This is a genomic window from Hydrotalea lipotrueae, from assembly GCF_019249625.1.
GTDB classification, from domain to species: Bacteria; Bacteroidota; Bacteroidia; order Chitinophagales; family Chitinophagaceae; genus Hydrotalea; species Hydrotalea flava.
On the sequence record NZ_JAESDL010000003.1, the window covers coordinates 41,634 to 60,387 of the forward strand.

18 protein-coding genes are annotated in these 18,754 nt (G+C 36.1%); 7 read left to right on the forward strand and 11 right to left on the reverse strand.

Annotation, left to right across the window (positions count from 1 at the left end):
• Positions 1–20: 20 nt before the first annotated feature.
• Positions 21–1,016, forward strand: a complete 996-nt coding sequence (locus tag JK139_RS03295) for a LacI family DNA-binding transcriptional regulator (protein WP_074418368.1) — start codon at positions 21–23, stop codon at positions 1,014–1,016.
• On the opposite strand, the gene JK139_RS03300 is transcribed toward JK139_RS03295, so the two are convergent.
• The 3 genes from JK139_RS03300 to JK139_RS03310 form a co-directional block, all read right to left on the reverse strand.
• Entirely contained in the window at positions 1,008–1,907 is a 900-nt protein-coding gene (locus JK139_RS03300; protein WP_074418369.1) for a glycerophosphodiester phosphodiesterase family protein, read from the reverse strand. The genes JK139_RS03295 and JK139_RS03300 overlap by 9 nt on opposite strands.
• Complete coding sequence (locus JK139_RS03305; RefSeq protein WP_074418370.1) at positions 1,904–2,533, reverse strand: FMN-binding negative transcriptional regulator; 630 nt, start codon at positions 2,531–2,533, stop codon at positions 1,904–1,906. The genes JK139_RS03300 and JK139_RS03305 overlap by 4 nt, the downstream gene beginning before the upstream one ends.
• Positions 2,534–2,628: 95 nt before the next feature.
• Entirely contained in the window at positions 2,629–3,723 is a 1,095-nt protein-coding gene (locus tag JK139_RS03310) for an Mrp/NBP35 family ATP-binding protein (protein ID WP_074420297.1), read from the reverse strand.
• Between the two features lie 237 nt (positions 3,724–3,960).
• Between JK139_RS03310 and JK139_RS03315 the strand changes: the two genes are divergently transcribed.
• From JK139_RS03315 to JK139_RS03325, 3 genes are all read left to right on the forward strand, one after another.
• Positions 3,961–4,632, forward strand: coding sequence for a carboxypeptidase-like regulatory domain-containing protein (locus JK139_RS03315; protein ID WP_074420300.1), 672 nt, complete (start codon positions 3,961–3,963; stop codon positions 4,630–4,632).
• 41 nt (positions 4,633–4,673) lie between these two features.
• Entirely contained in the window at positions 4,674–5,564 is an 891-nt protein-coding gene (locus JK139_RS03320) for a 3-hydroxyacyl-CoA dehydrogenase family protein (RefSeq protein WP_074418372.1), read from the forward strand.
• A gap of 86 nt (positions 5,565–5,650) precedes the next feature.
• Entirely contained in the window at positions 5,651–6,406 is a 756-nt protein-coding gene (locus tag JK139_RS03325; protein ID WP_218330591.1) for a YdcF family protein, read from the forward strand.
• On the opposite strand, the gene JK139_RS03330 is transcribed toward JK139_RS03325, so the two are convergent.
• Both JK139_RS03330 and ribD read right to left on the reverse strand, forming a co-directional pair.
• On the reverse strand, positions 6,407–7,015 hold the full coding sequence (locus JK139_RS03330; protein WP_218330592.1) for an IMPACT family protein: 609 nt from the start codon (positions 7,013–7,015) through the stop codon (positions 6,407–6,409). It abuts the gene before it with no gap.
• Positions 7,008–8,060, reverse strand: a complete 1,053-nt coding sequence (gene ribD / locus JK139_RS03335; RefSeq protein WP_074418375.1) for a bifunctional diaminohydroxyphosphoribosylaminopyrimidine deaminase/5-amino-6-(5-phosphoribosylamino)uracil reductase RibD — start codon at positions 8,058–8,060, stop codon at positions 7,008–7,010. The genes JK139_RS03330 and ribD overlap by 8 nt, the downstream gene beginning before the upstream one ends.
• A gap of 51 nt (positions 8,061–8,111) precedes the next feature.
• On the opposite strand from ribD, the gene prmC reads away from it, so the two are divergent.
• Genes prmC through JK139_RS03350 form a run of 3 tightly spaced genes read left to right on the forward strand, consistent with a single transcriptional unit; the run spans position 8,112 to position 10,761 of the window.
• Positions 8,112–8,984, forward strand: a complete 873-nt coding sequence (gene prmC / locus JK139_RS03340) for a peptide chain release factor N(5)-glutamine methyltransferase (RefSeq protein WP_218330593.1) — start codon at positions 8,112–8,114, stop codon at positions 8,982–8,984.
• Positions 8,985–9,005: 21 nt separating this feature from the next.
• The gene (locus tag JK139_RS03345; protein ID WP_074420712.1) at positions 9,006–9,902 is read left to right on the forward strand and encodes an ABC transporter ATP-binding protein; all 897 of its coding nucleotides are present in this window, start codon (positions 9,006–9,008) and stop codon (positions 9,900–9,902) included.
• 31 nt (positions 9,903–9,933) lie between these two features.
• Positions 9,934–10,761, forward strand: a complete 828-nt coding sequence (locus JK139_RS03350) for an ABC transporter permease (protein WP_074419697.1) — start codon at positions 9,934–9,936, stop codon at positions 10,759–10,761.
• A gap of 6 nt (positions 10,762–10,767) precedes the next feature.
• On the opposite strand, the gene JK139_RS03355 is transcribed toward JK139_RS03350, so the two are convergent.
• From JK139_RS03355 to murG, 6 genes are all read right to left on the reverse strand, one after another.
• Complete coding sequence (locus JK139_RS03355; RefSeq protein ID WP_074420711.1) at positions 10,768–11,703, reverse strand: TIGR01777 family oxidoreductase; 936 nt, start codon at positions 11,701–11,703, stop codon at positions 10,768–10,770.
• A gap of 133 nt (positions 11,704–11,836) precedes the next feature.
• Complete coding sequence (ftsZ, locus tag JK139_RS03360; RefSeq protein WP_074420710.1) at positions 11,837–13,684, reverse strand: cell division protein FtsZ; 1,848 nt, start codon at positions 13,682–13,684, stop codon at positions 11,837–11,839.
• 62 nt (positions 13,685–13,746) lie between these two features.
• A complete protein-coding gene (gene ftsA, locus JK139_RS03365; RefSeq protein ID WP_228733101.1) occupies positions 13,747–15,177 on the reverse strand; it encodes a cell division protein FtsA in 1,431 nt (476 codons plus the stop codon).
• Between the two features lie 42 nt (positions 15,178–15,219).
• On the reverse strand, positions 15,220–16,299 hold the full coding sequence (locus tag JK139_RS03370) for a cell division protein FtsQ/DivIB (protein ID WP_218330594.1): 1,080 nt from the start codon (positions 16,297–16,299) through the stop codon (positions 15,220–15,222).
• Positions 16,300–16,301: 2 nt separating this feature from the next.
• Positions 16,302–17,663: a UDP-N-acetylmuramate--L-alanine ligase gene (gene murC, locus JK139_RS03375; protein WP_074420708.1), complete on the reverse strand. Its 1,362-nt coding sequence runs from the start codon at positions 17,661–17,663 to the stop codon at positions 16,302–16,304.
• Positions 17,660–18,745 (reverse strand): undecaprenyldiphospho-muramoylpentapeptide beta-N-acetylglucosaminyltransferase, encoded by a 1,086-nt coding sequence (gene murG, locus JK139_RS03380; RefSeq protein ID WP_218330595.1) that lies wholly within the window; start codon positions 18,743–18,745, stop codon positions 17,660–17,662. The genes murC and murG overlap by 4 nt, the downstream gene beginning before the upstream one ends.
• Positions 18,746–18,754 lie beyond the last annotated feature (9 nt).

Below are 18,754 nucleotides of genomic sequence, written 5' to 3' on the forward strand. Positions count from 1 at the left end.
TTTTTTGAAAAATATACGCAATGCAACAAACCAGCACTTTAAAGCAATTGGCTCAAATATTAAACATGAGTATTTCTACCGTTTCCAGAGCGTTAAAAAATCATCCGGATATTGCCGAAAAAACCAAACAAAAAGTAAGAGAATTGGCAGCATCTTTAGAATATGAACCTAATGCATATGCCATTCAATTGCGAACCAACGTTAGCAACGTACTGGGTATTATGATACCTACTATTACAAATTTTTTTTATGATACCTTTATTGCATCTGTTGAAGAAGAAGCAAGAAAGGCCGGCTATTCTTTATTAATTATGCAATCGGGCGAAAGCAGTGAAGTGGAACAAAACAATTTAAAATTGTTAAAAAAAAACAGGGTTTCGGGATTATTTGTATCGGTTACTAAAGAAAATAACGACATATCAGCATTTGAAAAATTAGAAGAACAGGACATACCGGTGGTGTATATTGATAGGGTTCCGCATCATGAAAACTGTAATAAAATTTGTTTGGCAGATACAGAAAGTGCAACCATAGCTGCACATGCACTTATTGAGCATCAGAAAAAAAATGTTCTGGCTTTATTTGGTTATCCGAACCTATCTATCACAGAAAAAAGATTGGAAGCATTCACACATACTTTTCAAACATTTGCTCCTGCTGCAATTGTAAATTGCCGGTTTCCTGATCAAACAAAAGCTGCTAAAAAAGAAACCTTACACTTTTTAAATTCCAAAAACATACCCGATGCTATTTTTTGTATGGGCGATCAAATTTTAATGGGTGCCATGCAGGCATTATATGAAAAAAAAATAAAAATTCCTGAACAAACTGCTGTTATCAGCATCAGTAATGGATTTATTCCTACTTTATTTCAACCCAATATCACATACATTGAAACCAGTGGGAAAAAATTAGGAAAATATGCTTTCAAAAGAATGATGGAATGTTTGCATGGTGATAAAACATTCAAAGAAATATTAGTTCCGTCTATTCTTGTTAGCGGTAACTCACTTTAATTTTTTATACAAATCAGGATAATCGCTGATTAAGCCGTTTACACCCATCTTTTTTAAACGCTGCATGGTTGAAAAATCATCCACCGTCCAGGGTATTAATGCAATACCCAAATCCCGGCATTGTTTTACCAGTAAAGGCGTAACCATACTATAATCGGGCGAATAAATGGCAGGGATAAATCCGAGTTGCTTTAACTGTGCCGCAAAATTCAATTGCATTGGGGGTTCTACCAATAAAGCAGTTTTAATTGCAGGATAATGCTGATGCAGGTATTGCAATGTTCTGATATCAAATGATTGAATAATAACTCTTGAAGCAATACCTTTCGCTTCAACTATATTCATAATTAAACGAACAAAAGTGGCAGGATCAGGATGGAAAATACCGTCGGTAGAATCGGTACTTTTTGTTTCAATGTTGTATTGAACCAGTGGTAAATGGTGTAAATGGGTATAGGCTTCTACTGTATCAATCACTACACTAAGTTTGGGCTTATGTACCGCAATTTTTTGCTGATTGGGAAATCGCGGATAAAATTTCGTACCCACATCATATTGCTGTGTTTCAGCATACGTCATCTGATAAATATTCAAAGTTTTTTCTTCTGCAGCTGTTACCGGTGTTCCATCATGATGTAAAGAAAATTCTTGATTAATATAAGGATCGTGACTAATTAGTACCTGACTATCTTTCGTAGTCACTGCATCCATTTCAAGTGTAGTTACCCCTAACTCAATTGCTTTTAAAAATGCAGGAATTGTATTTTCAGGCATCAACCCCCTGCAACCCCTATGGCCTTCTTTATCAAAAAAACCGGGTTGGGTGGCTTGTTGTATTTTAGCAGTGGTACAAGATATCATCAATAAAAATAAAATACTATATTTTTTCATTTGGCTGATTGAATTTTTATTTTCAACATTTCATTGGCCAAAGCCTGTTGTGTTGCATTACCGGTTTTTAAATGCCCCACAACAGACTGAAAACTTTCTTCATCTTTATTCTGACTGAGTTTAAACACATGGTTGCATTGTGTAACTTCTATTTCAAAAGCTACAATAGCTTTCATGTTTTCTTTTACATAATCAGCGGGCATCTTTTCAACATCTGCAGTACTGTTTGCTGTACCTTCAAAATAACGGGTTTGCCGTACTAATAATTGATACAATCCTGCATCATCTAAAAACCTGATGATTCCTGATGCATGTACCGCCATATAATTCCAGGTACTGGCCACTGCGGGCGGGCTGTACCAAGCTGCGCTAACATAACTTTCCGGCCCCTGAAAAATTGCCAATACCTTGTTATTTGCTTCATAAGCCAGTGTATGTAATTGATTGCGCATAACATGACCTGTAAGAAAAATAGTTTCACTTCTTTTTTCAATCAGTACAGGAATATGTGTTGCCACAGGCCAGCCCTCAGGCGAACATCCACATAAAGTAATGAAAGGATGTGCCTGCATAAATGCAAATACATCGTTGGGATAATTGGCTTTGAAATGTGGCAAATGATACATGTTCGCAATTTGGGGATTCAACCGATGTCCATTTCCAATGCCCGGTTCGTAATAAATTGAAACAGAGCCTATCCGTTTTCCAGGCTATCCTTTTTTTAAGATGGAACGGCTACCGGTTGGGTATTGATCATATTCGCATTCCGCATGGCAATATTCCTTACCGCAATATTGGTAATAGTTCTAAATGCTTCCTGCGAAATAACATCACCCCCCACCATTGCAGGAACACCGGTGTCTCCCCCCTCACGTATGCTTTGCACAATGGGAATTTGCCCCAAAAACGGCAACTCATACTCTTCAGCTAATTTTCTGCCTCCTTCTTTTCCAAAGAGATAATATTTATTTTCAGGCAATTCGGCAGGCGTAAAATACGCCATATTTTCAACCAACCCGATAATTGGAACATTAATTTGTGCCTGTCCAAACATGGCAATTCCTTTCTTGGCATCTGCCAATGCCACGGGTTGCGGTGTTGTTACAATTATCACTCCCGTTACAGGTACTGTTTGCATCAGCGTTAAATGAATATCGCCGGTACCGGGGGGCATATCTATAACCAGATAATCCAATTCACCCCAGTCAACTTCTGTTACAAACTGTTTTATGGCACTGCTGGCCATTGGGCCGCGCCATACCACCGCATTTTTTTCATCTACCAGCAACCCAATGCTCATTAATTTAATTTGATATTTTTCCAAAGGAACAATGACCCCTTTCCCATTTATTTCGCGCATCATGGGGCGTTGACCTCTTACACCAAACATAATAGGTACACTGGGCCCATAAATATCGGCATCCATTAAACCTACATGCGCACCACCCTCAGCCAATGCCAATGCCAGATTTGCAGCAACGGTACTTTTTCCAACTCCGCCTTTTCCGCTTACCACTGCAATAATATTTTTTACTCCGGTCAATAGTTGAAGAGCATCTTTTCTGTTGGTGGTAGTTTGGGCAGTAAAATTGATATTCACTTTTGCATTTTTATTGACCAGTGTATGAATGGCATTTTCACTGGCTTTTCCAATTGTTTCTTTCAACGGACAAGCCGGAGTGGTTAAAACAATAGTGAAGCTAACTTCATTATCATCGATAACAATATCTTTTACCATTTTCAATGTAACAAGATCTTTACCCAGATCGGGGTCCTGTACATTACTGAGTGCTTTTAAAATATCAGCTTCTGTCATCACGCAAGTTTTTGTTAAAAAATGTAAATTTTCGCAAAGTTAATCCCCATCCCCCTTACTTTGTTACGAAATTAGCAGTAATCAACATTTATAGAAAACCTTTGTTCTCATTGTGTACAACACCCTATTTTTGTGCCATACGATTGGTATGCACATGAATTGAATAGACAGAGATTTTACCCTAAATTGCAATTCAGTTTACAGAAAGTAGCAAAACATGATTTTATAAATCAACAAATGAAACAAATTCTACAATATTTTTTGCCTGCCATTGTTTTATTTCTGTTTGTGCCAAAACTTCAGGCACAAATCAGTAAAGCACCAAGAGATTCTGTGATTCAGTTATATGGTGTGGTAATGACTTCTGATAGTTTAAAGGCCATTCCATCTACCAGTGTTATTGTGGATGGCAAAGGCAGGGGTACTATTACCAATTATGATGGTATCTTCTCCATTGCTGTTTTAAAGGGCGATAAAATTACATTCTCATCAGTAGGTTATAAAGATAAAACTTACGAAATTCCCACACATTTATCTGATAACCAATATAGTTTAATTGTATTATTAGTTAGTGATACCAACTATTTGCCTGCTGCTATTTTAAAACCCAGGCCTACCCGCGAACAATTTGAAAGAGATTTTGTGAATACACAAATTCCCGATGATCAATATGAAATTGCACGGCAAAATACCGACGAATCGAAACGCAGGGCTCTGTTAGCTGCTTTACCTGCCGATGGCCGTGAAGCAGTAAATTATCAATTAAGGCAACAGGCTAACCGATACTACTACCAAGGTCAGTTACCTCCACAAAATATTTTTAACCCTCTGGCATGGGCCGATTTTATTAAAGCCTGGAAAAGAGGTGATTTTAAAAGCAAAAAGTCATCTTCCTCCAGTGGATATTAGTTAACTATTGTAACAATTTAGTTTAGTTAAATAATTTATTTATGGAATATGTTTCAATAATTGGTGCTGGCACTATGGGCAATGGCATTGCACATGTATTTGCACAAAATGGATTTAAAGTTGCTTTAATTGATGTACACCAACCTCAATTAGACAAAGCAATGGCTACCATTGCAAAAAACTTAGACCGGCAAGTTGGAAAAGGTATTCTTACAGAAGAAAAAAAAATTGAAACGCTCCAAAATATTGTTACACATAATACGATAGAAAAAGGGGTACAACAGGCAGCCCTTGTTGTTGAAGCAGCTACCGAAAATATAGACATTAAATTACAATTGTTTAAACAATTAGATGCCTTTGCACCTGCCAATGCCATTCTGGCTTCAAATACATCATCCATTTCCATTACAAAAATTGCTTCGGTAACCAAAAGGCCACAGCAGGTAATTGGAATGCATTTTATGAATCCGGTACCGGTAATGAAATTAGTTGAAATTATTAATGGGTATGATACGCTTCCTGATGTTAGTAATACCATTATTGCGTTGAGTACACAATTAGGAAAAATACCATGTGTTGTGAATGATTATCCAGGCTTTATTGCCAACAGAATTTTAATGCCGATGATAAATGAAGCCATTTACAGTTTATATGAAGGCGTTGCTGGTGTTGAAGCCATTGATACCATCATGAAATTGGGTATGGCCCATCCAATGGGGGCACTTCAACTGGCCGATTTTATTGGGTTAGATGTTTGCCTCAGTATTTTAGAGGTGCTGCATAAAGGGCTGGGTAATCCAAAGTATGCACCCTGTCCGTTATTGATCAACATGGTTACTGCAGGAAAATTAGGCGTAAAATCCGGAGAAGGATTTTATACTTATACTGCCGGCAATAAGGAATTGATTGTAAGTAACCGATTCAGGCATTAAATATTACAGTGCATCTAACCTGAGATCAATCACTTAAATTTACCACAACGGCAATTTTTCTTTTTTAAGTTTCAACTATCTGCATCATGTTTTTTGTGCTTTCCAAACTATTGTTCTTTTTACTTTCGCCCCTTACCTGGTGTGTTATTTTTGGGATAGCATATTATTTTTCAAAGTCAAAAAAAGTAAAAAAAGTCTTTAAAATATTGGGTATTGGCCTTTTCATTTTATTCAGTAATACTTATTTGTACAACAGTGCAGAAAGCCGATGGCAAACCAATCCTGCTCCATTTAATCAGCATGGCGAGGCAGCCATAGTATTGGGTGGATTAATTAGTTTTAATAAAAACCATGAAGGCTTTTTTAATGGTGCAGCCGAAAGGTACACTGCCGCTTTGCAGTTGTATAGCGTTGGCGCCATTCAAAAAATTATTGTAAGTGGAGGTGCAGGATTGTTGTTGGATACCGTTGATAAAGAAGCCAAATTTTTGCAACAACAGTTTTTGAAAGCTGCTGTTCCGGAAAATGATATTTTGGTAGAAAACCAATCACGCAATACTTACGAAAATGCATTGTATACCAAAAAACTGATAGAAGCCGATCATCTTAAACCACCCTTTTTATTAATAACATCTGCAGAACATATGCGCCGTGCATTTGCTGTTTTTCAGAAAGCAGGTATTCCTGTAATACCCTACCCCGTTCATTACAACGTTTTACCCAACCGAAAAAATAATTGGTATGATTTTATCATTCCAAATTTTTGTAACTTCTATAACTGGCAGGAACTATTCAAGGAAATGATTGGATTTGCTGTGTACCGCATTACCAATAAATTGTAACTATAACGCTTTTATTTCAACTGATCGTAAATCATTTAGTTTAAATAAAACTTCATTCAATCTTGACTTGGGTATTCCAATTTTCATATAACAAAACAACTGCGTATCCTGATAAGTAATAGAACAATTGTATTGTTTAATTATCATCATTATATCATTCATTGCGGTATAATTGAAATGCAAATCATACAACAAGGCTACAGGGCATTGAACCACCGGAACCATTTGCAAAGCAAGCGCTGCTGCAGATTTGTATGCATTGATCAATCCTGGAACGCCTAATAAAGTGCCGCCAAAATATCGAACCACAATAATTAATACATTGGTTAACTGCCTGCTGTCTATTTGCCCAAGAATTGGTCTTCCGGCAGTTCCGGAAGGTTCGCCATCATCACTCACTCTAAAATCTGTTTTATCCATTCCCAACCGGTAAGCAAAACAATGATGCACTGCTTTGGGATGTTCTTTTTTTAAATCAGACAAATATTGTTTTACCTGATCTTTTGAAGTTAAGGGATAAGCATAAGCCAGAAATTTACTGCCTCTGTCTTTATATTCTGCAAATGCTGGTTGTTGAATGGTGAAGAAAAAATCAGGTGTTTCATTCATATTCAGCAGGAATAAAATATTGAATAAAATCGTTTTGTAAATTTTCTGAACATTGTAATTGCGCTCCATGTAATTTGGGTGCGGGTAAGCCACGGTTCATCCACATTGTTGTATTGGTAATTACCCTTGCATCATCCCATAAACCGGCATCAATAAAACACTGCAACAAAGTTGTACCCCCTTCGACCAAAATGCTTTGAATGTTTTTTTCATAACAAGATTGCACAATAGCAGGGATTGCTGATATTGAATGCTTCCATTGTATGTATTCAACACTTCCTGTTGTACGGTTTATTTTTCGATTCCAAACAAGGGTAGGATTTCCATCTGATAAAATATGTAAGCGCTCAGGAAGCTCACAATCGGCATCAATCACCATTCGCAGAGGTTGCGCACCATTAGGCCAATACCGATTGTTTAAAAGTGGATTATCCTGTAAAGCTGTATTTTTTCCAATAAAAATGGCTGCCTCCTCACTCCGCCATTTGTGTACCAGTCGGTTGGTATAAGCGTTTGTTATGAACAAACGTTCTGTTGAATGATTCGCAATAAACGCATCGGCGGTTTGTGCCCATTTTAAAATAATATAGGGTCTTTTTTTTGTATGAAACGTAAAAAATCGTTTATTTAATTCTTTACACTCCTTTTCCAGAAGACCGGTAACTACTTCAACCCCTGCTGCTTTTAATTGATCAATACCCTTACCGTTTACTGCCTCAAAAGGATCAAGAGTACCAATAACTACCCGCGGTATTTTATGCTGTAAAATCAGCAAACTACATGGTGGTGTTTTACCAAAATGTGCACAGGGCTCCAATGAAACATATAAAGTAGATTTTGAAATGAGTTGCCGGTTCGCATCAGAAACGCTATTCATGCAATTCACTTCTGCATGCGGGCCACCAAATTGTTGATGATACCCCTCTCCAATTATTCTGTCATCATATACCAAAACAGCACCCACCATTGGGTTAGGTTGGGTGTACCCAACAGCCATTTTTGCCAATTGAATACAACGTTGCATATAAAACTGATCTCTTTCCATATTACACCTGCCAATTTTACAAAAGTAGCTGAATTGGTGCTATTTTGCAGTATGACTATAAAAACTGCATATCAACAACTACTATTGGCTTTGTTTGAATTGTACAATGACAGAGAAGCTGCAAACATTGCCGATATGGTCATTGAAGCAATAACCGGTTTCAATAAAATTAACCGGATCGTGCATCCGGAAATAACACTGAATCAGGTACAAAAGGCTATATTGCAACAATATTCAGATGAGCTGGCACAATATAAACCGGTTCAATATGTACTGAAAAAAGCCTGGTTTTTTGGTTTGCCATTTTTTGTAAATGAATCTGTATTAATTCCAAGGCCAGAAACAGAAGAACTGGTTGCATGGTTGCTGCAAGAAGCAAAGAATATAGAACTTCCTGTTTCAGTTTTAGACATTGGCTGTGGAAGTGGTTGTATACCCATTACTATAAAACATCAACGCCCCGATTTCAATGTAATCGGTGTTGACATTAGTGAAAAAGCTTTATCAGTTGCTAAGCAGAATGCAGTAACACATCAAACTAATATTAATTTTAAAACAATTGATATTTTAAATACCTACAACTGGTCATTATTGGATAGGTATGATTTTATTATCAGTAATCCACCCTATATTGGATGGTTAGAAAAAAAATCAATGGCAAAACAAGTGGTTGAATTTGAACCACATGAAGCCTTGTTTGTGCCGGATAATGATCCATTGCTATTTTATAAAACAATAGCCCAATTTTCAAAAAGCCATTTAAACCCGAATGGTTTGCTTTTTTTGGAAGTGAATGAAAATCTGGCACTTGAAACTGAAAAGGAATTACAGGTATTGGGCTATACAACTTTTTTAAGAAAAGATTTGCAGGGCAAAAACAGAATGCTACAGGCAAAGTATAATTTTTTAAATGAAAATAAATAGTATATTACTTCAAATTACAGCATGGAAAAAATTCTCACCACCGATAATATTTCTAAAAGCTACGGGCCTGTTAAAGCATTGAACAGTCTGACTTTTGAGGTTCCGAAAGAAGCTATTTTTGGTATATTGGGACCCAATGGAAGTGGCAAAACAACTACCCTCAGTATTTTATTGGATGTGTTAAAAGCAGACAGTGGACATTATAGTTGGTTCAACAATAGCACCAACAAGCATTACAGAAAAAGAATTGGCACTTTATTGGAAACGCCCAACTTTTATAATTATTTATCTGCATATGATAATTTAAAAATTACACAAGCCATCAGTAGCCGGGGTAATAAAACAGATATTGATGCTGTATTAGAAACTGTTCGGTTACAAAGCAGAAAGAACGATAAATTCAGCACATACAGTTTGGGTATGAAACAACGGTTGGCCATTGCAGCAGCATTATTAGGCAATCCGGAGGTATTGGTTTTAGATGAGCCCACGAATGGTTTAGACCCGGTTGGAATAGCAGAAATAAGAACATTGATAAAAGAATTGGGCCAACAGGGAAAAACAATTATTATGGCCAGCCATTTGTTAGATGAGGTAGAAAAGGTTTGTACCCATTTCTGCATTTTAAAACAGGGCAATTTATTGGTAAACGGGCCGGTAAAAGAAATTTTGAGTAATGAAGATGTTATCATTCTTCGTTCAAGAGATCTCAACCAATTAAAGCAGGTTTTATTATCCATCCCAGGATATACGCATTTAACAGAAGAAAAAGATTTTTGTCAAATGCACTGTTCCGCAAACGCTATTCTACCGGAGGATATTAATGCCCATTGTTACAACAAAGGTGTTATTTTATCGCATTTGGAAGTAAAGAAAAAAAGCTTGGAAGAAAAATTCTTTGAATTAACAGGAAATTAAAATTATATTTTAAAAATATTTATACTGCATCATGAAACAACTATTACAAATAGAATGGCTGAAAATAAAAAAATATCCTGCATTCTGGTGGATGCTGGGCATTGTAACTTTTACTTATCCGGCTATCAATCTACTATTCCACAACGTATACGAAAATATTACCTCCAGAAAAGATATGGCCGGTAATGCTGCAAGATTTTTATTAGGTAATCCTTTTGCTTTTCCCGATGCCTGGCATTCTGTTGCTTACTTTTCTTCCTGGTTTTTGCTGGTACCTGCTATTTTAATTATTATGCTCATCACCAACGAGTATCAATATAAAACGCACCGGCAAAATATTATTGACGGATGGATCCGGGATGAATTTATTACTGCTAAACTTTTAGATGTATTGATTGTAGCTGTACTTGTTACGGTAATGTATACTTTGGTAGCTGCATTTTTAGGATTTTATTATTCTGATGCGGTGGGTCAACACAGATGGAGTGAGGAGCTGTATTTTATTCCACTTTTTTTCTTAATGACATTTGCACAACTCAGTATTGCATTTTTTACAGGATTTATTATTAGAAAAGCATTTATTGCGTTGGGCATTTTCTTTTTTTATATGCTCGTTATTGAAAATATAATGAAAGCCTATTTCAGTTTCAAAAGCATACCCATTAATGCCTATTTACCGTTTGAATTATCAAACAGATTGGTACCCAGACCAAACTTTTTAGGAAAAATTGATGAAGCATCCAATCAGGCCTATTTACAAAGTTTATCAGATATTAATTTGCATATCTTGTATACACTAATTTTTACAGGCTTTATCTGGTGGCTTTGTTATAAAACTTTTAGGAAGGCAGATTTATAAATGTTATTATTCCGAAGCTTTCAATTGTTGTAAGGCATGCTCAATTTCCGGATATAAAAATGTAAACCCTGCTGTTCTTATTTTGGTATTGTTAACGGTAGTGCTTTTCAGTACTTCAATACTCATTTCGCCCATTATTATTTTTAAAAGGAATGATGGAACATAAACGGGTATAAACCATTTTCCACGTTGAATTTTGGCTAATGTCAGTGTCAATTTTCTGTTAGTAACTGGTTGATTGGCTACAGCATTATAAACGCCATTGAGCTGATTATTTTCGAGGGCATTCATAAAAAGCCGGCATAAATCGTCAATATGAATCCAGCTTATCATTTGGTTCCCGGATCCTAATATGGTAGCAATCCCCCCCCGTAATGGTTGTCTAAATGCCTGAAGTGCCCCGCCGGCATTACTTAAAACAATACCAATTCTATATTTAACCAATCGTATTCCTAAGTTTGAAACAGGTGTAATGCTTTCTTCCCAAAGCCTACAAGTTTCTCCTAAAAAATCCTTTGCTGGAGGTGTACTTTCAATAAAGCCGTTTATTTTGCTTTCATCGTTATCCGGACCATACCATCCAATGGCAGATGCACTTACAATTGTTTTTACTTTAAAATTATTCATAGTTTGCAATGAATCAACAAGCAGTGCACTGCTTTTGATTCTGCTTTCCTGTATTGCTAATTTTCTTTTAGCCGACCAGCGTTTATCTGCAACACCCGCACCGGCCAAATGCACAATGGCATCTGCTGAAGCCAGCGCTTCAACATCAATCAACTGATTTTCTACATCCCACTTTGCATAGGAAAGTGCCTTGTGATGACTATTTCCAGGCGGATTTCTACTCAGCACAATTACCTGATAACCATTGTTTAGCAACATAGCAGTTAAATGTTTTCCTACCATTCCTGTGCCACCTGTTATAACGACAGTTTTCATAAAAATGATTTACAATAGTAATTGAATGAATAAAGTTTTTATTTAAACAAGAAATATATCAATTGTTATCAAAAATAAACCCTTCGCTACGAAACGAAGGGTTATTTTTTATTCTACCAACTAAACCTAAAAATTAATCAGGTTTTTTACCATCTAAAAAACTATTCAGACTAGAAATCTGAGTTTTGTTCTTTTCATCTTTTTCAACTGTTATTTTACTATAAAAGTTTTCTACTGATGCCAATTGGTTATTTCCAAATAATTCCATTTTACGGCGCACATAAGCAGGCACTGTATCAAATTCATTATTCGGATCATTAGAATTCATGTTATAAGATAAATTTCTTAACCGATGTAAGCGCTCAGTAGCCCTGCGACGTTGTTCTTCTGCCTCATCCAAATCACTATTGTATTGAAACAAAGAAGGCTGCTCAACCTGTGTACGTTCGTGGTAATGGTGTTTTACTTCAGGTTCTTCTTTCTTTTCATTGGTATAAAACTGAAGTGGTAATTCTTCTTTTTTAGTTTCTTCTTTTATTTCAGCAGGCTGAACCGGTAAACTATTGCCGGTAACTTCCGGTATTTCCGGTTCTGCATAAATCTTAAAAGGTTTAGAGAGAATAGAAGGTGATTCAGCTTTCTCTGTTAATTTCATGCCTGCAATATTTTCCTCAATGGCACTAGGCAGTTCTGCCTCCATTTTTACTTCCTGCTGAGGAGTTACAGGAGCTGTTATTTCAGTACTCAATTCAAATTGCAAAATCTCAGTTTCACGCATATCTAACACAGCTTCTCTTTCCACAGGAGTATACAAGGAAAATTCAGCAGTATTATTTTCCGGTTCATTTTTAATATGTGGTGCAAATGGATCTGCAATAGCTTTATCATTTGCATCAGTAGTATTTGAAGCCGGTTGCACATCTGTATACTGATGTTCATCCAAACCCAGCGTCATTACAATTTTTTCAGGTTTGGGTGCTTCCATTTTAGGAGCAGCTTGTTTTTCAAATGGATTTTTATGCTCAAATCCGGTTGCAATCATGGTAATACCAATTTTTTTATCCAAAGTATTATCATAACCCATTCCGACAATAACATCTGTATTTTCTCCTGCCTGCAGGCGCAAGTAATTATTAATCACTTCAATTTCATCCATCGTGCATTCATGATCTCCTTCCGCGCTATTGATGTTGATTAAAATCCATTTGGCGCCTTTAATATCATTGTCATTTAATAAAGGCGAGTTTAATGCTTCTTCAATCGCTCTTTGTGCCCGGTCTTCACCTTCTACCTCAGCTTTTCCTAAAATAGCAACGCCTCCATTTTTCATAACAGTGCAAACATCTGCAAAGTCAACAATAATATGGCCGCGGCTATTAATAATATCTGTAATACATTTAGCAGCAGTTGCCAACACATTATCAGCTTTACTAAATGCTTCTTTCATTTTTAAATTTCCATATTGCATCCGTAATTTATCATTGCTAATTACAAGCAATGTGTCTACGTATGGTTTTAATTGCATAATACCTTCTTCCGCTTGAGCCATTCTTCGTGGGCCTTCAAAACCAAAAGGAGTGGTTACAATACCAACGGTTAAAATACCTAATTCTTTACATATTTGGGCAACAATGGGGCCACCTCCTGTTCCGGTTCCTCCACCCATACCGGCCGTTATAAATGCCATTTTGGTATTTACTTCTAAAATACTTTTAATTTCCTGCAACGATTCTTCTGTTGCTTTTTTTCCAACTTCAGGATTCGCACCTGCACCAAGACCCTGTGTTAAATGTGGGCCTAGTTGAATTTTATTGGGTACTTTACTTTGTTCAAGCGCTTTGGCATCGGTATTACATATAATAAAATCTACACCTTCAATGTTTTGTTCATGCATGAAGTTTACGGCATTACTACCTCCACCACCAACACCAAGCACTTTGATGATGGATGATTTTTGTTTGGGCAAATCGAAATGAATCATAACGTACGGTTTAATAGTTAGTAAGTAGAATAAACGGTATTTACAGGATAGTGGTAAAAAATTTATCTTATAATTTGATCTTCTTCTTCTTTAAACAATTCAATGATGCCATTTTTAAACTTATCCCAAAAACGTGCATTCAATTTGGGAGCAGTTCCAATTTTTTCAGTTGGTTGAACCATTGGCGTTTCTATAATTTTGGTTTGCTCTTTTAACTGATGTGGCACCTGAATATATTTAAATTGTTTTGAAAAATCTTTGGATTTTGATTCGTAATCATTATAACCTTTCAGAATTAACCCCAGGCAGGTTGCATACATGGGCTGTTTTAATTCTGCAATATGATTGGGTGCCAAATGCTCATTAGGATAACCAATTCGGGCATTTAAACCGGTAATATATTCGGTTAACTGAATTAAGTGTGTTAACTGAGAACCGCCACCGGTAAGAATAATACCTCCATTTAAAGCATTATTATCTAAACCAACCTGTTTTATATGGTAGGTTACAAAATCTAAAATTTCACTCATTCTTGCCTGTATAATTTGCGCCAGATTACGCATGCTGATTTCTTTTGCAGGCAAACCTTTTAATCCCGGTATGGTAATATAAGTATTGGCTTTGGCCTCATCGGCAATAGCACAACCGAATTGAACTTTTAATGCTTCAGCCTGTTGTTTTAATACACCAAGGCCCATCCGTATATCGTTGGTAATATTTTCACCACCAAACGGAATAACTGCTGTTTGTTTTAAAATACCTTCATAAAAAATTGCCAAATCGCTGGTTCCACCACCAATGTCTAAAATAGCAACTCCGGCTTCTAAATCAATCTCACTCATTACTGCACTGGCACTGGCCAAAGGCTGCAATACCAGATCTTTTGTATGAAGTCCACTTCTCAATACCGCTCTGTTAATATTTCTGATGGCATTTTTATCGCCGGTAATAATATGAAAATTAGCTCCGACTTTTACGCCATTGTATCCAACAGGGTCTTTTATATTTTGAATGTTATCTACCTTAAAATCCTGAGGAATTACATCAATAATTTCGTCTCCTGCAGGAATAAAAGTTTTCCGTTGATCGGCAATCAGTTGATCAATTTCTTTTTGCTGAATTTCAATTTCAGGATCCTGGCGTACAATATCACCTCTTGTTTGTAAACTTTTAATATGATAACCGGCAATTCCTACATACACATCTTCAATCAACAGTTCCGGATTACTTTTGGCACAATTTTCTAAAGCCTGTTGAATAGATTTGATTGCCTGATCAATATTCAGCACCTGGCCATGATGCACACCATTGCTGTTGGCTTTTCCAAAACCGAGTATTTCTAATTTACCTTGCTCATTTTTTCTGCCTGCTATCACAGCAATTTTGGTAGTGCCAATATCTAACCCTACAATAATTGGCGACTCGTTCATTCCAACTATTGCTTCGTTTTGAACAGATGATTGATTCATATTTGGCTTATCTTGTTGCATCATACTGATTTTGTTTTGTATAGGGTACTTTGAAAATGATGATATTTAATTTTGTTTTTTCATGACTGCTTTGGGCGCTTTTTTATTCTTATTTGAATTCGTTTTTAAACCCAACTTCTGATTATCTGATAACGTGTGATTGTTTATTTTATTTTGTTTAAAATTTATTTGTTTTTGCACCTTTTGCTGCTCTTTTTCTACAGGTAGGTTATTCGTTTTATTCACACTATTTTGTACAGGTAAATTATGCTGAACAACTGCAGTATCAGACATCCATGATATAGCAGCGTCTTGTTTGGCTTTTGCAGAATCAAGGCCATTATTTTTATATTCACTTTTAACAGCTACAACCTGATTGTTAAATCGAAGATCAATTGTTTTATAAGCATTCATGCTTGTACGGGTAAATATCTGTTGATAAAAAGCATAAAGATTATTAAACTTTTTTTCCAGACTATCAGCTGTACCAAAATTGATTAAATGACTGCCAACCGTAGGCACCAGTTCAAATTCAGCATTTGATTGTATGTTGATTTGTTCAATTTGTGCCATCCAAAAACTATCGGCTTGTATAAAAGATGCCATCCGAACCATTTGCCGTAACAGCAAACTATCTGGTTTAGAAATTTTAGCTGACATACTGCCGGGATAACCAGTAAACACCGGTACACGAACCGCAAACTTATCACTTTGTGGTAAACGCATTGCTGCACTATCTATATAAAATGCATCTTCATTATTACCCAATACCATTGCAACAGGAGTTCGTTCTTTAATTTTTACGTGTAAAATATTTTTATTATCAAAATACAAGGCTGCATTTTTAACCCATGCATTCTTTTCAACCAGCATTTCAAAACTTTTTAAATAAATACTTTGGAGCGAATGCTGTGTAATTTTTCCATTCGTATTCAATAACGCTATAACATCTTTTTCATCTATAAAAGCATCCTCAAAATTTTTATCTAATTCAACACTTACGCCACTACACACCTGCTGGTTTTGCCTTTTAATGGCAGCTGACAATAAAACAATCATACCCACACCAAAAATTATCCAAAACAGATTGGCAATGCCTTTTCTGCTGAATAATTGTTTGAAACGAATATGAGTAAGTACGGCCATTTTTATTCTATTAGTTTTTCTTTTAAAGGTTCTATCATTTTATCAATATCTCCTGCACCGGCTGTTATCAGTAGCTCGGGCCGGTTCGTTGCTACCCAATGTATTAGTTCATCTTTCGATAGTAATAACACATTCGCACTATTCATTTTTTCTGTCAACAATGCAGCATCAACGCCAGGAATGGGTAATTCTCGTGCCGGATAAATTGGCAGTAGAATTACCTGATCTGCATTTTGTAAACTTTTTGCAAAAGCATCCGCAAAATCTTTTGTTCTACTGTATAAGTGTGGTTGAAAAACCAAGACCATTTTTTTATTTGGATAAAGACTGCGTACACCATGAATGAGTGCATCCAATTCAGCAGGATGATGTGCATAATCATCTATAAAAACATGTTGAGCTGTTTTTAAAATGAATTCAAATCTTCTTTTAACTCCTTTAAATGTGCTTATGCTTTCTTTGATTAAATGGTCGGCAATACCTAATTGTTTGGCTACGAGAATAGCAGCCAGGGCATTTTCAACATTATGCAAACCACCCATATTTAATTGAACGGATGTTAATTGCCAGTATTTTGCCTGAACCGTAAATACATAACCACCCTCCTGAATTTGAATTTGTGAAGCATGCACATCGGCGTCGGGAGTTGATAAAGCATAATTGTAGTGCACTACTGTTTTATTTAATTTGTCTGCACATGGTATTGTAGAATGATAAATTAAAGTTCCATCTTTTTTAATTTTTTTGGTAAAAGCAATAAAAGCCTCTTCTACTGCTTCAGCTGTACCATAAATATCTAAATGGTCTGGATCAATTGCAGTAACAATAGCAATATTGGGCAAAAGTTTTAAAAAGCTTCTATCATATTCATCGGCCTCTACCACTACTACATTATTTTCACTGCTCCAGAAATTAGATTGATAGTTAGTAGAAATACCACCTAAAAATGCATTACAACCATAGCCTGAATGTCTGAGAATGTGCGCAATCATGGTACTGGTAGTAGTTTTACCATGGGTACCACTAATACAAATATTAAAAGAATGAAGGGTAATCCATTGCAGCACATCGCTCCGTTTTACAATCAAATATTTTTTTTCGGCACAAAACACTAATTCTTTATTGTCTGCAGGTATTGCAGGTGTATATACCACCACATCTGTTTCAGCAGGAATAAGTTTGGTGTTTTCTTGATAATGTACAGCAATACCTTCAAGTTCTAATTGTTTCGTCAATGCGGTTTCGGTTCTGTCGTATCCACTTACATGTGCACCTTTAGCATGAAAATATCTTGCCAAAGCGCTCATGCCAATGCCGCCAATGCCAATAAAATAAACAGTCTGTATGTTTTTTAATTCAATCATTGAATCGTTTCTAAAATTTTTTCAGCAATCATATCTGCGGCATTCAACTTAGCCAGTGATGCAATATTTTTACTCAGTGTTTCCTGCAACGCCACATTTTGAATTAAATCAAGAATAGCAGGCACTAAGCCAGTATCAGCCTCATTGTCTTTTACCAAACGTGCAGCATTTTTTTGAACCAGATATTGTGCGTTAACGGTTTGATGATCTTCGGCTGCATATGGATAAGGTACAAATACAACAGGTTTCTTCACTACACACAACTCAGCAACAGACAGGGCTCCTGCTCTTGAAACCACCACATCGACAGCAGCATAAGCCATATTCATTTTTTCAATAAAAGCTTGAATACAAAATGAATTTGTTCCTTCTGACAAATGCTTATATTGTTGATAGGTATGTTGCCCGGTTTGCCAAATTAGCTGTAATCCATTGTCGGAAAACGATGCAATATTTTTTGCGATTGCATCATTAATACTTTTGGCACCAAGGCTTCCACCCAGAATTAAAATTGTTTTTTTGTTGTTCAATAACCCAAAATATTCCAGCGATTCATATTTTGAAATTTTGTTATTTATTATTTCCTCACGTACAGGATTACCTGAAATAATAATTTTTTCTTGAGGAAAATATTTTTGCATGTCCTCAAAAGCAACAAATACGTATTGTACTTTTTTTGCCAGAAGCTGATTAGATTTACCGGCTAAGGAATTACTTTCATGTATAAATGTTGGAATACCCTTACGCTGTGCTGTTCGCAATACCGGAAAACTGGAGTATCCACCTACACCAATCACAGCATCAGGTTTAAAATTGTTCAGTATTTGATTCACTTGCCAAAAACTTTTAATCAATTTAAAGGGCAAGGAAAAGTTTTTAAAGAGATTGGCTCTGTTATATCCGGCAATATCAATTCCATTAATTTTATAACCCGCCTGTGGTATTTTTTCCATTTCCATTTTTCCCTTCGCACCAACAAACAATAACGAAACAGCAGCTTTTTTTTCAAGTGCTTTTGCTATGGCCAATGCCGGAAAAATATGTCCGCCGGTTCCTCCTCCGGCAATCAAAATTTTAAGCATTCGTTATTA

Coding starts and splice junctions, on each gene's coding strand:
- JK139_RS03315 (WP_074420300.1), top strand. CDS start 3,961: ATGAAACAAATTCTACAATATTTTTTGCCTGCCATTGTTTTATTTCTG.
- ftsA (WP_228733101.1), bottom strand. CDS start 15,177: ATGATGCAACAAGATAAGCCAAATATGAATCAATCATCTGTTCAAAAC.
- JK139_RS03300 (WP_074418369.1), bottom strand. CDS start 1,907: ATGAAAAAATATAGTATTTTATTTTTATTGATGATATCTTGTACCACT.
- JK139_RS03295 (WP_074418368.1), top strand. CDS start 21: ATGCAACAAACCAGCACTTTAAAGCAATTGGCTCAAATATTAAACATG.
- JK139_RS03310 (WP_074420297.1), bottom strand. CDS start 3,723: ATGACAGAAGCTGATATTTTAAAAGCACTCAGTAATGTACAGGACCCC.
- JK139_RS03320 (WP_074418372.1), top strand. CDS start 4,674: ATGGAATATGTTTCAATAATTGGTGCTGGCACTATGGGCAATGGCATT.
- murG (WP_218330595.1), bottom strand. CDS start 18,745: ATGCTTAAAATTTTGATTGCCGGAGGAGGAACCGGCGGACATATTTTT.
- JK139_RS03355 (WP_074420711.1), bottom strand. CDS start 11,703: ATGAAAACTGTCGTTATAACAGGTGGCACAGGAATGGTAGGAAAACAT.
- JK139_RS03370 (WP_218330594.1), bottom strand. CDS start 16,299: ATGGCCGTACTTACTCATATTCGTTTCAAACAATTATTCAGCAGAAAA.
- JK139_RS03330 (WP_218330592.1), bottom strand. CDS start 7,015: ATGAATGAAACACCTGATTTTTTCTTCACCATTCAACAACCAGCATTT.
- murC (WP_074420708.1), bottom strand. CDS start 17,663: ATGATTGAATTAAAAAACATACAGACTGTTTATTTTATTGGCATTGGC.
- JK139_RS03350 (WP_074419697.1), top strand. CDS start 9,934: ATGAAACAACTATTACAAATAGAATGGCTGAAAATAAAAAAATATCCT.
- prmC (WP_218330593.1), top strand. CDS start 8,112: ATGACTATAAAAACTGCATATCAACAACTACTATTGGCTTTGTTTGAA.
- JK139_RS03305 (WP_074418370.1), bottom strand. CDS start 2,533: ATGTATCATTTGCCACATTTCAAAGCCAATTATCCCAACGATGTATTT.
- ftsZ (WP_074420710.1), bottom strand. CDS start 13,684: ATGATTCATTTCGATTTGCCCAAACAAAAATCATCCATCATCAAAGTG.
- ribD (WP_074418375.1), bottom strand. CDS start 8,060: ATGGAAAGAGATCAGTTTTATATGCAACGTTGTATTCAATTGGCAAAA.
- JK139_RS03325 (WP_218330591.1), top strand. CDS start 5,651: ATGTTTTTTGTGCTTTCCAAACTATTGTTCTTTTTACTTTCGCCCCTT.
- JK139_RS03345 (WP_074420712.1), top strand. CDS start 9,006: ATGGAAAAAATTCTCACCACCGATAATATTTCTAAAAGCTACGGGCCT.